14 protein-coding genes are annotated in these 15,970 nt (G+C 41.1%); 5 read left to right on the plus strand and 9 right to left on the minus strand.

Annotated features, from left to right (window positions below; genetic code table 11):
- Nucleotide 1: 1 nt before the first annotated feature.
- The 4 genes from OU683_RS03915 to OU683_RS03930 are packed head-to-tail and all read right to left on the minus strand — an operon-like array spanning nt 2 to nt 4,599.
- Entirely contained in the window at nt 2–1,510 is a 1,509-nt protein-coding gene (locus tag OU683_RS03915; protein WP_268135417.1) for a proton-conducting transporter transmembrane domain-containing protein, read from the minus strand.
- Complete coding sequence (locus OU683_RS03920) at nt 1,507–1,860, minus strand: Na+/H+ antiporter subunit C (protein ID WP_268135420.1); 354 nt, start codon at nt 1,858–1,860, stop codon at nt 1,507–1,509. The genes OU683_RS03915 and OU683_RS03920 overlap by 4 nt, the downstream gene beginning before the upstream one ends.
- Before the next feature lie 3 nt (nt 1,861–1,863).
- A complete protein-coding gene (locus tag OU683_RS03925) occupies nt 1,864–2,277 on the minus strand; it encodes a Na+/H+ antiporter subunit B (RefSeq protein WP_268135422.1) in 414 nt (137 codons plus the stop codon).
- A gap of 3 nt (nt 2,278–2,280) precedes the next feature.
- Nucleotides 2,281–4,599 (minus strand): putative monovalent cation/H+ antiporter subunit A, encoded by a 2,319-nt coding sequence (locus OU683_RS03930; protein ID WP_268135424.1) that lies wholly within the window; start codon nt 4,597–4,599, stop codon nt 2,281–2,283.
- A 299-nt stretch (nt 4,600–4,898) separates the two neighbouring features.
- Here OU683_RS03930 and OU683_RS03935 point away from each other — a divergent pair, with 299 nt between their 5' ends.
- From OU683_RS03935 to OU683_RS03945, 3 genes are all read left to right on the plus strand, one after another.
- Entirely contained in the window at nt 4,899–6,671 is a 1,773-nt protein-coding gene (locus OU683_RS03935; RefSeq protein ID WP_268135426.1) for a M61 family metallopeptidase, read from the plus strand.
- Between the two features lie 183 nt (nt 6,672–6,854).
- Complete coding sequence (locus OU683_RS03940) at nt 6,855–7,370, plus strand: DUF2975 domain-containing protein (RefSeq protein WP_268135428.1); 516 nt, start codon at nt 6,855–6,857, stop codon at nt 7,368–7,370.
- Nucleotides 7,371–7,373: 3 nt separating this feature from the next.
- The gene (locus tag OU683_RS03945; RefSeq protein WP_268135430.1) at nt 7,374–7,583 is read left to right on the plus strand and encodes a helix-turn-helix domain-containing protein; all 210 of its coding nucleotides are present in this window, start codon (nt 7,374–7,376) and stop codon (nt 7,581–7,583) included.
- A 314-nt stretch (nt 7,584–7,897) separates the two neighbouring features.
- Here the strand turns inward: OU683_RS03945 and OU683_RS03950 are convergent, their stop codons facing one another.
- From OU683_RS03950 to OU683_RS03970, 5 genes are all read right to left on the minus strand, one after another.
- Nucleotides 7,898–8,188, minus strand: coding sequence for a FoF1 ATP synthase subunit delta/epsilon (locus OU683_RS03950; protein ID WP_268135432.1), 291 nt, complete (start codon nt 8,186–8,188; stop codon nt 7,898–7,900).
- A gap of 107 nt (nt 8,189–8,295) precedes the next feature.
- The gene (atpD, locus tag OU683_RS03955; RefSeq protein ID WP_268135435.1) at nt 8,296–9,807 is read right to left on the minus strand and encodes a F0F1 ATP synthase subunit beta; all 1,512 of its coding nucleotides are present in this window, start codon (nt 9,805–9,807) and stop codon (nt 8,296–8,298) included.
- Between the two features lie 608 nt (nt 9,808–10,415).
- A complete protein-coding gene (gene glmS, locus OU683_RS03960; RefSeq protein ID WP_268135437.1) occupies nt 10,416–12,266 on the minus strand; it encodes a glutamine--fructose-6-phosphate transaminase (isomerizing) in 1,851 nt (616 codons plus the stop codon).
- A 3-nt stretch (nt 12,267–12,269) separates the two neighbouring features.
- Nucleotides 12,270–13,808: a BamH family beta-barrel-assembly machinery protein gene (gene bamH / locus OU683_RS03965; RefSeq protein ID WP_268135439.1), complete on the minus strand. Its 1,539-nt coding sequence runs from the start codon at nt 13,806–13,808 to the stop codon at nt 12,270–12,272.
- 41 nt (nt 13,809–13,849) lie between these two features.
- Complete coding sequence (locus OU683_RS03970) at nt 13,850–14,659, minus strand: glycogen/starch synthase (RefSeq protein ID WP_268135441.1); 810 nt, start codon at nt 14,657–14,659, stop codon at nt 13,850–13,852.
- A 107-nt stretch (nt 14,660–14,766) separates the two neighbouring features.
- Between OU683_RS03970 and panC the strand changes: the two genes are divergently transcribed.
- Complete coding sequence (gene panC / locus OU683_RS03975) at nt 14,767–15,615, plus strand: pantoate--beta-alanine ligase (protein ID WP_268135444.1); 849 nt, start codon at nt 14,767–14,769, stop codon at nt 15,613–15,615.
- 4 nt (nt 15,616–15,619) lie between these two features.
- Nucleotides 15,620–15,970, plus strand: coding sequence for an aspartate 1-decarboxylase (panD, locus tag OU683_RS03980; RefSeq protein ID WP_268135446.1), 351 nt, complete (start codon nt 15,620–15,622; stop codon nt 15,968–15,970).

Consider the following 15,970-nt stretch of genomic DNA (forward strand, 5'->3'; position numbering starts at 1 on the left):
TTTATTTTCTTAAAACAGTATTTATATATTCCTGGTTATCCATAAGTTCAAATGCTATCCTTTCAGCTAAATTCTGAATATTTCCTGCACCAAATCCAAGGTACAGAGTCACCAAAGTCAGGAAGATTATAGGAGCCAGCATTTGGGTTCGTTTCACTTTGCTTAACTTATTAAAGTACGGAAAATTTCTCACTTCAGGCAACTTTTCACCGGTCTTCCAGAACACCTCTCCCCACAATTTCACTATTACAACAAGCGTAATAAAACTCGCGAACAGAATAGCGGCGATAACAGTAAAATTCTCTGTATTCCAACCTTCAGAAATAAGAGAGAGTTTAGGCCAAAAGCCAGACAAAGGAGGCACACCCACCAATGAGAAAAGGGGCACCGCAAATAACAGGCTTAGCTTTGGATATTCTGCATATAGATCGCCAAGCTTTCTAATATTGTGATTTGCCTTAATTTTATAGATCACCCCGCTTACCATGAACAGGTTTGTCTTTACCATAATGTCGTGAATAAGGTAAAATATGGCTCCTGTTATGGCTACTTCGGTCATCATTCCCAAACCTGCGATCATATATCCAATATGGCAGATTACGAGATATGAAAATATTTTCCGAATGTTATTCTGAACAATGGCACCAACTGCCCCGCTAAACAGCGTTAGAACCGCAACCGCAAGAAGAACATTCTCCAGGAATGGATCTACCTCAAAGATGAGGGTGAAGACTCTAATCAAGGCATAAACCCCAACTTTCGTCAAAAGCCCCCCGAAAATGGCAGAAACAGCCGAAGGCGGTGTATGATATGACGCCGGCAGCCAAAAATAAAGCGGAAACAGCGCCGATTTAATTCCGAAGCCAACCAGGAAAAGCAGGGCATTCACCTGTACAAGAGTACGATTTTCTACCGCAGCCACTTTTGAGGCAAGATCGGCCATGTTAAGGCTTCCTGTAAGTCCATACAAAACAGCGATAGCAGTTAGAAATATAATTGAGGCAAGAATATTAAGGGTAAAATATTTCACCGCTCCTTCCAGCTGTGCCTTTTCTCCGCCTATTGTAAGCAGCACAAAGGAAGTGATGATGATTATTTCAAACCACACATAAAGGTTGAAAATATCCCCTGTGAGAAAGGCCCCATTAAGCCCCAGTAACAAAAAATGATAAATTGGGAAAAACCCGAATTTGAGACGGGCAGAGATGACCGATCCGGCCGAAAAACTGGAAACGGCAAGTCCGGCAATAGATGTCAATAAAACCAGGGTCGCTGCGAAGGTGTCGGCTACAAAAGTAATTCCGAAAGGTGCCTCCCAGTTTCCCGCCTGTATGGATTGGGTTCCATTCTGCCACACCAGGACAAAAAGCCATACAGCCATACCCAGGTTGACCACACTTCCTATTATACTTATAACTCTTTGCCACTTAATCCTGCTCCAAAAGAACATCAAGACGATCGCCAGGAGCATTTGAATAACAAGGGGATAAATAACTAACTGTTCGATCATGAGTATTCGTCTGTTGCGTTCATTTCATCAAGATCATCTGTCTTCACCACCTTATGCGCCCTCTTTACAAGGACTATGGCGAAAGACTGCAAACCAAAACTAATTACAATAGCTGTAAGAATTAGGGCCTGCGGAAGCGGATCTGAGTACGCTTCAAGAAACACTTTTGAATCTTCCGGAATTATTGGTGGTGCACCCTTGGCAATACGCCCCAACAGGAAAATAAGCAGGTTGGCACCATTCCCCAGCAGGATAATCCCAATGATGAGCTTCACCAGGCTGCGCCTAAGGATCATATAAATGCCCGCAGCGTAAAGAGTACCAATCATGACCGCTAAAAGTATTTCCATAGTTTAAGCAGATTCAGATATTGTGAATATAATGGTGAGGGTTACTCCCACTACTACGAGAAAAACCCCGATATCAAAAAATAAAGCCGATCCAAGGTTTCCTACGATAGGCAAGTGGTGCGGATACCACAATCCCGTCATTAAAGGCTTATTAGCAAATATGATGGGTGATATCCCACTTAGGAAGGATACTGTCAATCCAGCAGGCATAAGAAATCCGGGATGGAACCGGATGAGCTTTCGTGTATCTTCAAGGCCATTTGCAAAGGCATGAAGCACAAATGCAATTGAGGCAATCAATCCACCTACAAATCCTCCACCGGGTAAATAATGACCCCGCAACAAAATGAAAACCGAAAACACAAGTAGCAACGGCAACATATAATTCGAGGCGGTACGTAATATTATCGTCTTCATGTTTTAATCTTTTAATTCCCTGTCATCTCTTCTTAACCTTAACTTCAAAAGGCTGAATACCCCAATAGCTGCAATAGTAAGTACCGAGATCTCCATTAAAGTATCAACACCTCTAAAGTCAACCAGGATCACATTTACAACATTTTTCCCTTTTGCCAATACATAAGCATTGTCCGCATAGAAATTACTTACCTCCTTATTAACCGGTTGGCTAAGTACTTCAAGCGCAATTAAAGTTATCAGGACTCCAAAAGAAATAGAAAGAATTCCATCTATGGCCTTCATCCTGTAATCTGAAATCGATAAATATTTTGGCAAACTTGACAATACCAGCACAAAGAGAATCACGGTAAGGGTATCAATTGAAAATTGTGTCATGGCAAGATCTGGAGCGCTGTAAATCACAAACATAAGGCATATAGCATAGCCCACAACACCCATAGCTACCACAGCTGTTAACCTTGACCTGGCTCCCACAACAAATAGTACTGCCAGGAACATGATCCCCATTATGATCATTTCATAATAGGTCATCCTTGAAAAAGAAGAAAAATCTATTGGAATTCCATCATGTTTTGTAAACAAAGAATAACCAACAAGAACCACCAGGAACAGGATTATGGTCGAAACATAATTCCGAAGGAATCCATTTTGGAAGATACGAGTCCACCAGTTCGAAAATGATTTAAAAAGATTTCCAAAGTCGGTTATAAGGGTAAGAGGCGCAATAAAATCCAATCTCGCAATTCCTCTCTCTTTGCTCCGGGAGGGCTTCACCGTTAAGTAAAGCACAAATCCTACTGCAAGCGTTAAAGCACTTAACCCAAGCACAAGATTGAATCCATGCCACAACTTTAAGTGTACTTCGCTCCCGGCCATTCCCACGGCGTCTACCACAGGTTTAACAAGGGGACCATCAATAAGGGCAGGAAAGATTCCCACGACCAATCCCAGCACCGCCAGAATCACGGGCGGAAGCCACATGAGAAAACTTGGAAGATGAACTTTTGAGAGACCTTCGGGAAGTTTCCCCGTAAAAGGTTTAATACCCGCCACAAATCCTGCATATAACACAAGAATATTTGTTGCAATTGCGATTATAGTAAGCACAATAGACCATGAGCCCATTTGCAGCGTTGATTCATAAACAAGATCTTTCCCCACAAACCCCACAAAAGGTGGCATTCCCGCACTGGAAAGGGCTGCCAAAAATCCGGCGATTGCCACCGGCAACATTACTTTTCGCAATCCGGCAAGACGGGTAACATCGCGTGTCCCTGCTTCGTGATCTATGATCCCGGTTACAAGGAATAATGTAGCCTTATAAAGCGCATGAACAATAATATAGACCGCTGCGGCAGTTAGGGCATACTGCGTGCCCAGGCCAATTAGAAAAACCAGGATCCCAAGAACCGAAATAGTGGAATAGGCCAGTACGCCTTTGAGGTCTGTTCTAAACAGGGTATGTACGGCAGCATAAAACATGGTTATACCTCCAACTATTATTAATGTAGTGTTCCAGATTTCTTCTCCTCCCAAAACTGGCGTAAAACGCAACAACAGGTAAATCCCTGCTTTTACCATCGTAGCCGAGTGCAGGTAAGTAGATACCGGCGTGGGTGCTTTCATGGCGCCGGGAAGCCAGAAATGAAATGGAAACTGTGCAGATTTTGTAAAGGCTGCACCAAATATTAAAATGACGATCCAGAGGTAATATTCACTTTGAACAATACTATCACTAAGGCCGACCATTTCGGTAATGCTATAAGTACCTGCCACACCTCCCAGCAAAAGGGCGCCCGCCAATAGCAAGAACCCACCGGAGCCGGTGATTGCAAGGGCCAGCACAGCCGATTTTCTTGAAGCCTCACTGGTATTATTAAAACCAATAAGGAAAAAAGAACTTATACTGGTAAGCTCCCAAAATATGAACATGGACAACAGGTTATCACTTAGCACCAGGCCTAGCATAGCGCCCATGAACATTCCTAAATAGCCATAAAACCTATCGAGATAATCATGCCCTTTTAAATATGCCGCCGTATAAGCGAAGACCAGGAATCCAATCCCGGTGATCAACAGCGAAAACAAAAGGGAAAGTCCGTCAAGGGCGAAATTTAAGTTAAGACCCAGGGAAGGCACCCATTCAATATTTTGCCTTATCACTTCTCCACCGGATACTCGTGGTAGAAAAGAAAGGAAATATAAAAACAGCGCCAGTGGAACGAGCGAAGAAAGTACAGCAAGTTTACCTTTAAAGAATTTCCCGGCGAAAACCAGGAAAATGGAAAAGATAAAACCTAAGAGTATAGCTGAAAGCATAGGGAACGTTCAAATATCTGGAAACACAAATATAGCAGGAAAAACTGAGGATTTAAACCCACAGGGACTTTTTACTATTGTGGAATTCCATTTCTTACTCAATTTATTACAGGAAAAACTCAGCTGAAATTGTCATTTTTGAATTTTAAAAAACAAATCAGCTTCAGCAGCAGAAATTTTTGATTCTGAAACTCAGCTACTTTGTAAAACCTCAAGGGTTTCTGCTCCTGCACAGGCATATAGTTCCTTCAGGAGCAGCAGTCTGCTCAAAATTTTATATTTTCAGGCAAAAATTTTTTATGCGTATTCTTTTTCTTTTTTTCCTTTTGACTTCCGCAGGTTTTTCCCAAACCAATACTTACACCATTTCATTTGAAAATGCCGGGCATCATGAGGCAAATGTGAAGGTTACTTTCCCCTATCTTAAGCAGGACAGTTTGAGCGTGCGAATGAGCCGCACTTCCCCGGGCCGTTATGCCCTGCACGAATTCGCTAAAAATGTTTATGGAGTTAAAGCAACCAATTCCAAAGGAGAAAAGCTGGAAATAATTCGACCAGATCCATATTCATGGACTATCACAGATCACGACGGAACGGTGAATCTGGAATATATCCTCTTCGGAAACAGGGCCGATGGGACATATACGCAAATAGATGAAAATCATGCTCACCTCAATATTCCGGCGACTTTCATGTATTCTGAAGCCCTTAAAAAACGACCTGTAGAAGTCACTTTTGACACTCAGGCTCATCCTACATGGAAGATTGCAACCCAACTGAAGCAGCTCGAAGGCAACAAATATTACGCTCCAGATCTTTACTACTTCATGGATAGTCCAACTGAGATTAGTGATTTTGATAGTCGGGAATTTGAGATTGATGGAGAAGAGATAAAATTTATTTTACACCATCCGGGAACAGAACAGGAATTCGACGAATACTGGGAGCAGGTTAAGGAAATAGTGAGACAGCAAAAAGCCATTTTTGGAGAGCTACCGGAATTCGATTTTGGCGAGTACACTTTCCTGGCCTGTTATATGCCAAATGTCTCCGGTGACGGGATGGAACACAGGAATAGTACCGTCCTTACAGATGTTACCAGTCTTGGCGAAGGAGGTATGAAGGAAAATATTGGAACTGTAGCACATGAGTTCTTTCATGCTTGGAACGTGGAGAGAATACGGCCGGAATCTCTTGAACCCTTTGATTTTACTGAAGCCAATATGAGCGGCCTCCTCTGGTTCGCTGAAGGATTTACAAGCTATTACACAGGTGTCACTCTGGCGCGGGCGGGAATACTCACACCAGAGGAATATGTAAAAAGCCTCAACGGCACCTTTAACTACGTCTGGAATTCTCCTGCAAGAGAATTTTTCAATCCGGTGGAGATGAGTTATCAGGCACCTTTTGTTGATGCTGCAGCTTCTATCGATCCTGTGAACAGGGAGAATACGTTTATCTCTTATTATTCTTACGGAAGTATGCTTGGACTGGCCCTGGATTTACAGCTCCGTCAAAAAGGGCAAAATCTGGATGAATTTATGAAGCTTGTATGGGAAACCTATGGAGAAACTGAAATTCCTTACGACATTGAAGATCTGGAAAGAGCCCTATCCACTTACGCCGGAAAGGAATTCGCCAAATCTTATTTTAATGATTACATCTATAGCAGTAAAATGCCAGATTATGAAAAACTTTTTGCCCACGTAGGACTACAAATAAAAAGGGGTGCCAAAAATGCCTTTTTTGGAGCCTCAGTAAGAACAGATGATGACGGGTTTTACATTAGCGGCAATCCATATAAAGGTTCTCCCGCCTATACCTCTGGCTTGAGTGAAGGAGACCAGATAATTTCATTAAGTGGAATCGTACTGGAGAAAGATCATTCATGGAAAGATAAATTCAGCAAATTTAATCCGCAGGATACAATAACACTGGAAATCGAAAGATTTGGGAGGAAGATGAAGAAAACTGTGATGCTGGAAAAAGACCCTGCTTATACTATTTCAATAGATCCAAAGGCAACCGCCAAAGCCGTGAAAGAGCGGGAAGCATGGTTGTCAAAAAAGTGATTTTTTGATGAGATATTCGGTTGCGATTAACATTGGGCTGAAGCCCTGTTTTAAATCCTTGGGCTGAAGTGGCAGTTTATGGACGCTCTTCATCCATAATACCTATGTCGCTCCCCTGGAGCTTTGATTTTCTGAAAGGATCTTTCTGCTATAAACATGCCGCCTCTCTGAGGCTCATAACTCTTGAAACAACCAATTCTTTTAAAAACTATCCTGGATATTTGTTTTATTCTACTGGCACTAACCTTCTTTGGCGCAGTTGTTATTTTTATACTTGCACTAATAATGAGTCCGGATTTTTATCCCATTGAGGTGAACGACAGAATCCTTTCAGAATTCACTCCTGTAACCATAATTCTTGTAACCTCGGAACTCGCCATTGGAGGATTGGTTTTGTATACTGTTTATGTTCTTAGAAAACTGGTGAGAAGTTTCTTTAAAGGCAAATTGTACACGAGGTTTCAGATCGCTGCGTTGCACCTGGTTGGTCAGCTGATCGTAATTATAACATTAGCACAAGCATTTACAGATTCCACTGGCAAAATGTTGATTGAAGCCAAAGCAGATATCGCCGTAGGAATTAATTTTTCTTTTGGTTCATTTTGGTTCGTTCTTGCCATTGGCTTATTCTTCATGTACCTGAGCAAGATCTTCAGGAGCGCAAAAATTCTGAAAGAGGAAAACGAACTAACTGTATAAGCCATGCCAATTATTGTAAATCTTGACACCATGCTTGAAAAGCGAAATATGAAGAGTAATGAACTGGCTGAAAGGATTGGGATAACAACAGCAAACCTTTCAATTCTAAAAACCGGTAAAGCAAAAGCAGTTAGATTTTCAACCCTTGAAGCTATCTGCCGAGAATTGGATTGTCAACCAGGGGATATTTTGGAATTTGAGAACGAAACATAGTTTCATTTCTCTGAAATTTCAATTGAGCTAAAGCCCTTTTTCTAATCTATTTTTACCACGGGCTGAATGGCTATTAATTCCTTTCCCTAAATATGAGTCTATGGATTGCCTCCGGCTTTAGCCGGAGGAAGAAAGAATCTCCTCCCCATGAGCTTTAGCTCAATATCTTAATGAGCTCCGGAGGAGCTACATGTTTTTAGAACACAAGGTTCACCCGAGAAAAGAGGTCCAGAGGAGCGGCATATCCGGGTACCTTTAAAAACAAAAAAACCTGTTGCTTTCACAACAGGTTTTTCTATTATAATTTGTTCAGCTTAATCGGCCAGAACAATGACTTTATTGTCTTTCATCTCAACTACCCCACCTTCAACAGAAAGAACCAGGATCTTACTGTCGGCTGAATCTCTTGTGAAACTCTTTGACAGATCTTCTGAATTCACGGGATGAGAGTGAGTAAAGACTTTAATTTCTCCTTTAGAAAGCACCGAAACGATGGGAGCGTGATTGTTCAACATCTGGAACTGCCCTTCAACCCCGGGTACGCTTACTGAATCAACTTCTGCGCTAAGCAAAACGGCTTCAGGAGTAACTATTTCTAAGTACATAATTGCTATTATTAGAAAGAGGAGTGAAAATCTGACCCCTCTGCCCTAAGGGCATCTCCCCTTAAAAAGGGGAGAATTTTATTAACTTCTTTTAAGCTTCAGTTTAATTACGCCTCAGCTAACATTTTCTCACCGGCTTCGATAGCTTCTTCGATAGTTCCTTTAAGGTTAAAGGCAGCTTCGGGAAGGTGATCAAGTTCACCATCCATGATCATATTAAATCCTTTGATGGTTTCCTTAATATCTACAAGCACTCCTTTAAGACCGGTAAACTGCTCGGCTACGTGGAAAGGCTGAGAAAGGAAACGCTGAACACGTCTTGCACGCGATACAGCAAGTTTATCTTCTTCAGATAGTTCTTCCATACCAAGGATGGCGATAATATCCTGAAGTTCTTTATATCTCTGTAGTAATTCTTTTACTCTCTGTGCACAGTCATAGTGATCTGATCCAAGAATATCGGCTGTAAGGATCCTGGAAGTAGAATCTAATGGATCCACTGCAGGATAAATACCAAGCTCGGCAATCTTTCTTGAAAGTACAGTTGTTGCATCAAGGTGGGCAAAGGTTGTAGCAGGCGCAGGGTCTGTCAAGTCATCTGCAGGTACATAAACCGCCTGTACAGATGTAATAGATCCATTCTTGGTAGAAGTAATACGCTCCTGCATCGCACCCATCTCTGTTGCAAGTGTAGGCTGATATCCTACCGCAGATGGCATACGCCCAAGAAGTGCTGATACCTCAGAACCTGCCTGGGTGAAACGGAAGATATTATCTACGAAGAAAAGTACGTCTTTCCCCTGTCCTTCCCCGGCACCATCACGAAAATATTCAGCAATGGTAAGTCCAGAAAGAGCAACACGTGCACGTGCTCCGGGAGGCTCATTCATTTGTCCAAAAACAAAGGTTGCCTTTGAGTCAAGTAAAGCTGTTTTATCAACTTTTTCAAGATCCCAACCTCCATTTTCCATAGAGTGCATAAAGTCATCACCGTATTTAATAATACCAGACTCAAGCATCTCTCTCAAAAGGTCATTTCCTTCACGTGTTCTTTCCCCAACTCCTGCGAATACAGAAAGACCACCGTGACCTTTTGCAATGTTGTTAATTAATTCCTGGATCAAAACAGTCTTACCAACCCCTGCACCTCCAAAAAGGCCAATTTTACCTCCTTTTGCATAAGGCTCAATAAGGTCAATTACCTTGATCCCGGTAAATAATACTTCTGTAGAAACAGACAGATCTTCAAATTTAGGTGCTTCACGGTGAATTGGAAGACCCTTTTCATTTGCCTTAGGTAAGTTCCCAAGACCATCAATAGCATCCCCGATCACATTGAACAAACGACCAAAAACTTCTTTCCCGATTGGCATCTGGATTGGAGCTCCAGTCGCAAGAACTTCTACTCCACGGCTCAAACCATCGGTAGAATCCATAGAAACTGTTCTTACTGTGTCTTCACCAATATGAGACTGCACCTCAAGGACCAAAATGGATCCATCTTTCCTGGCAATCTCAAGAGAATCAAAGATTCTTGGCAATTCAGCATTCTCTGAGTCGAACTTTACGTCAACCACAGGACCAATAACCTGCGCAACTTTACCTGTAACTTTAGACATTATCTATTCCTTTAATATTGTGTGTTTTTATAAATAACTAAAAAAGAACCAGTAACAACTTTTGTAAAATGACGAAAAGCCATTGCCTTTTTCAGGCTGCAAAGATAGTTTTTTTGTCTAAAAGTCTCTAAGAGAAATAATAACTTTTTTATTAAAGCCAGCTACTTAAGTTCCGGGTCGAAAAAATACTCATTCAAAACAACTTTTTTGGCCTTTTTATATGAAATATGGGCCGAAATTTGCCTACTTTTAATTCACAAGTCCTGCTTCAAGAAACCAGGAAATGCAGACATGATAAAAATTGCTGAAACATATTTTTTCCGGACTATTCTTTTCCTGATCATATTTTTAAATATATATGGGGTCCTGGATTTCTATTTTCCCAACCTCAAGAAAAGTTTTGCTCTTCTAATCTCTCTACTGGTTTCGCATTTGTTATCCCCCAGCTTTAAGTTCATTCAAATTAAAGGGGTGAGCAGGATACAGATCAAATGGTTATTTTTACGAAAACCGCTGGTTTTTGACTGCTAAATAAAAAAAGGATGCTTTTGAAAAAGCATCCTTTTTTTATTTAGGTTCATTGATCCTCAAAAAGTGATCACTGAATATTATTCCACTGTAACAGACTTAGCCAAATTCCTGGGTTGGTCTACATTTTTACCTAGCATAACTGCGATGTGGTAAGAAAGCAACTGTAAAGGTATAGTGGTCAAAAGTGGGGTAAGAGACTCAATAGTATCGGGCACTTCTATTACATAATCTGCAAGATCACGAACACTTGTATCACCTTCGGTCACGATCCCTATGATCTTACCCTGCCTGGATTTGATCTCCTGGATGTTACTTACCACCTTTTCATAATGTCCTTTTCTGGTAGCAATCACCACTACAGGCATCTCTTCATCTATAAGTGCAATAGGTCCGTGCTTCATTTCGGCAGCAGGATAACCTTCAGCATGAATATAAGAGATCTCTTTAAGCTTTAAAGCTCCTTCCAGCGCAACAGGGAAGTTAAAACCACGACCAAGGTATAGGCAATTACGGGCATCTTTGTATTTGAAAGCAACTTCTTTGATATGCTCATTTGCTTCTAATGCCACTTCGATCTTCTGCGGAATTGTTTCCAGCTCCTGCAGGTGCATGTGAAAATCTGTATTGGAAATAGTACCTTTAGCTTTAGCCAGCTTGAGAGCAATAAGGGTTAGTACGGTAATTTGCGTTGTAAAAGCTTTAGTTGAAGCTACTCCAATTTCTGGACCGGCATGTGTGTAAGCACCTGCATTAGTCTCTCTAGAAATTGAAGATCCCACTACGTTACAAACCCCAAAAACAAAAGCTCCTTTTTCTTTGGCCAGTTTGATGGCTGCCATAGTATCGGCTGTCTCCCCGCTTTGGGAAATAGCGATCACAATATCATCTGGATAAATGATAGGATTTCTATACCTGAATTCTGATGCGTATTCCACCTCCACAGGAATTCGGGCAAGATCCTCAAAAATATACTCGGCTACGAGTCCGGCATGCCATGAAGTTCCGCAGGCAACAATAACTATCCTTTTAGCATTTAAAAAACGCTCCAGGTTGTCATCGATTCCAGCCATGCGAATTAATCCTTCTTCGGCATTCAACCTTCCGCGGTATGTATCTTTTATAGCACTTGGCTGCTCATAGATCTCCTTAAGCATGAAATGATCAAAATGGTTTTTCTCAATTTGCTCAAGGTTTAACTGTAACTCCTGGATGTAAGGATCCACAAGGGTATCATCTTTTATCTTTCGAACTTTTACTCCTTTGGTACGTCTTACAACTGCCATCTCGCCGTCTTCCAAGTAAATAGCATTGTTTGTAAATTCAATGAACGGGGAAGCATCTGAAGCAATAAAATACTCATCCTCTCCAACACCTATGGCGAGCGGGCTACCCAAACGCGCAACTACGATCTCGTTTGGTTTTCGTTTATCAAAAACAGCGATAGCGTAGGCTCCCACAGTTTGATTAAGGGCGATCTGTACCGCTTTCCCAAGCTTAACATCCTCCTTTTTTATAACATCTTCAATAAGGTTAACAAGAACCTCAGTATCAGTATCTGATTCAAATTTGTAACCACGCTTGGTCAACTCTTTTTTAAGACTCTCATAATTTTCAATAATCCCATTGTGAATGATCACAAGATTACCTGAATTGGACAGGTGCGGGTGCGAGTTCACATCATTTGGCACCCCGTGAGTTGCCCACCTGGTGTGACCTATTCCCAACGTTCCCGAAGTATCATCAAGTTCGCTCTCCATCTTTGCCTTAAGATCGGCAACTTTTCCTTTAGTCTTGCTAACCTTTAGCTCCTTCTCATCATACAGTGCAATACCAGCACTGTCATATCCTCTGTACTCAAGCCTCTGAAGACCTTTTAGCACGATTGGGTAAGCCTCTCTATGGCCTATATACCCTACTATTCCACACATAATCTAACTCTTTGGTTCTGTATAATAAATTTTCAACTTGAGGCGCTTGTCCTCATCTTGTGCATTTGGGCCGTAAAGAACGGTTGCTTCCGGAGTGATCAAAGCACTACCGGGTACCCTTTCTACCTCAGGATTTACTGCAGGAAGCACCTTGTATGTAGAAATTAAATTGATATTTTGTGTTACTACCAATCCAAGTTTCACATTGGTTGAATCCCGGTTTAGAAGTTTATCGATATGGTTGGTGATCCTTATTTTATAACTTATTCCATTTCCGTTTTCATCGCGGGACAATGGCTGCAGATGCCCGTTATTTGATATTGAAGTTGTTTTGTTGGCCTGCCCGGGAGAATCCAGGATGTAATCGGCCAAAATTGTATTATTATCAAGGTCATACAAATAGAGTCTCTCTGCTTCATCAACATCACCTACCTCATTGCGGTTCACAAAAAACTCGAGATTGGCTTCATTTATAAGCCAGTTGTTCTCACGCAGAAACTCCAGTTCATCAGAAACTCCATCATTATCGGCATCGGGCCCGGCAAATAATTCAATTATTGCCATAGCGCCTTCACCTCCTTTTAAATAAAGATTTTCGTCATCAAATTGTGGAGCTTCCTGTTCGAAAGTATTGACCCGCACCCCGCCAAAATTAAGGTCATAAGATCTTCTCATCTCAACCAAGTCCTCAACATCACCATCCTCGTCAATATCGGTTACATCAACAACGCGTGTCTTATAATAAATGGTTATTCCCGCATCTCCCTGAACTAAGTTAAGCAACATCATTGTGCCACCGCTGTTTACCTGATCGGCCTTTAAATAAATTCCTCTAAAGTAATTCCTGAAGCTGCTTTGATTAAGCAAAGCGGGACTTCCAGCCTTGTCCAGGATCCTATTCTGAAAAAAGGTATTATCAAGTTTCAACCTTAAAGCAGGTGCTTTTCTCACAGTATCTGTCACCCCTGCTTCATCTACAGTATATTCAACCCTTTCTTTGGCCGAAGGGATAAAGCTTTCATTTTCGTAAAGTGGTGCAGGATTAATATTACTCATGAACTTTGGCTCCAGATTAGAATAATATCTCTGCGACTGCTCAAAATCTTCTTCAGGATCAAGGTCGTTCAAAAAATACCCCGATTCATAAACTGAAAGTTTAAAAGGAGAACTTCCGTAAATAGAATCAAGAGCATACGTCACTTCATCATCCACCATAGTTTCATGAGAAAAATAAGGAATTGCGAGGACTACACTGTCAATTACCGGCTCTGTTCCAAAAGACGGGTTGGAAGTGGAAAGCAGCACGTTTGACAGCACACTGGCTTCCTGAGCACCAAATACTTCATCCTCATAAACTCCCAGAAGGTTAAGTGGTAATCCATTGGTTTGTACAGGGGGAAGATCATAAGAATGAGCAGAGAGCAATGCATCATCATAAAGATCGGCGTTAAACCCAGGCTCTCCAATAACACTGCTACCTACGGTATCAAAATCGTCTTCGCAAGCAATTAACGAAATAACAACAGCTACAACTGTTGCCATTCTCAACATTGTATTCTTTAAATTCATCAAATTTCTTCTAATTATGATAACACCTTGTTGGTATAGAATTCCTGATAAGCCTGGGCAAATTCTTCCCTGTTCTTATAATCCAGTACTGGCTTATCAAGTTTACTTAAATATTTTTTTAGTTCATCAGGAATATTATCTCCTGCAATCACAACAGCATCAGAATTATCTACAGCTGTTTTCATAATATTAACGTAGGTTGGCTTCTTTAAGTGTTTAACCTGTTCATTTTCCAGACCATCAAATAATACTTTCTTGTACATTTGATTATCTAACGCACCTTCAAAGTCCTGATTGTATACCGAAGTCACAATTTTCGCCTCATTAAACAAGGGCTCATTGCCATAGTAGTTGCGAAGGTAAAGTGGCAGCAAAGAAGACAACCACCCGTTCACATGAATAATATCTGGTGACCAGTTGAGTTTTTTTACTGTCTCGATTACCCCTTTTGCAAAGAATATGGCTCTTTCATCATTATCGGGAAAAAGATTTCCCTCTTCATCTGTAAGGGTAGCTTTTCTTTTAAAATAATCCTCATTATCTATAAAATAAACCTGCATCCTTTCCTTGGGAATTGACGCAACCTTTATTATAAGCGGCATATCCAGGTCGTTAATGACCAGGTTCATACCAGATAGCCTTATAACTTCATGAAGCTGATGCCTCCTTTCATTAATGTTCCCAAAACGCGGCATAAAAATGCGGATTTGTCCACCCTGGTTATTAACCATTCTGGGGGCTTCAAAAGACATAGATGAAATTTCTGTTTCGGGTAAGTAGGGAATAACTTCAGATGATACGTACAATATCCTCTTATCTTTCATAGGATCACTTTAAATGCTGTTGTAAAATAAAAACAAGCAAAAATACAAAATTTTATGCAGATTGCCAGTATTATATTAAGTTTGCAGGCCCTTAATTTTGGAATAAGATGCAGATTTTAAAGGAGAAGGAAGCTCTAAAAAAGAAAGTTAGAGCTCTCAAAAATGACCAGAAGAGCATAGGTTTTGTCCCTACAATGGGTGCATTGCACGAAGGCCACCTTTCCCTAATCAAACAAGCTCTTTCTACCTGTGACAAAGTAGTAGTAAGTATTTTCGTGAATCCCACCCAGTTTGAAAATCAGGACGATCTTCAAAAATATCCACGCACCCTGGATGAGGATGTAGAGCAAATAAAAAAAATAAGTGAAGAAGTTATTGTCTTTTCCCCTCCTGCGTCTGAGATGTATGGTGACACTGTATCTTCGGAAGAGTTTTCTTTTGACGGGCTGGAACACCAAATGGAAGGGAGATTTCGCCAGGGGCATTTTAACGGCGTAGGCACAATTGTAAAAAGGCTTTTTGAAATGGTTGAGCCCGATAAAGCCTTTTTTGGAGAAAAGGATTACCAGCAGTTACAGATAATTAAAAAACTGGTGGAAAAACATGGCTTGGATGTCGAGGTGATTGGCTGCCCAATTTTTAGGGAGACCAGTGGATTGGCAAGAAGCTCCCGCAATGAAAGGTTGAGCCCGAAGGAGCGACAAACAGCTGCTTTCATTTACGAAATCCTGCAACAGGTAAAGGAGGAATTTGGCACAAAAAGTGCAAAAGAGATAAGTACCTGGGTGACAGAAAAATTCAAATCACAACCCTCCCTGGTCCTTGAATATTTTGAAATTGCCAATGCAGATGACCTGGTGAGTATTCAGGAAGAAGACAAAAGTAAGAAGTATCGTGCCTTTATTGCCGCGTATTCTGGGGATATAAGGTTAATAGATAATATAGCTTTAAATTAAAAGTATGCAAATCCACGTTGTTAAATCAAAAATTCATCGCGTAAAAGTAACCGGAGCAGATCTCAACTACATCGGCAGTATTACTATTGATGAAGATCTTATGGATGCGGCCAATATCATTGAAGGTGAAAAAGTGCAGATCGTGAACAACAACAATGGCGAAAGACTTGAAACTTACGCTATCCCAGGGCCGAGAAACAGCGGGGAAATCACCCTTAATGGCGCTGCTGCACGCAAAGTGGCAAAAGGAGATATTTTGATTCTTATCACTTATGCTATTTTGGATATTGAAGAAGCCAAAAACTTTAAGCCATCCCTCGTTTTCCCAAACGAAGAAACTAATCTCCTTAATTAA

This window comes from Salinimicrobium sp. TH3 (genome assembly GCF_026676115.1).
In the GTDB taxonomy this organism is placed as follows: Bacteria; Bacteroidota; Bacteroidia; order Flavobacteriales; family Flavobacteriaceae; genus Salinimicrobium.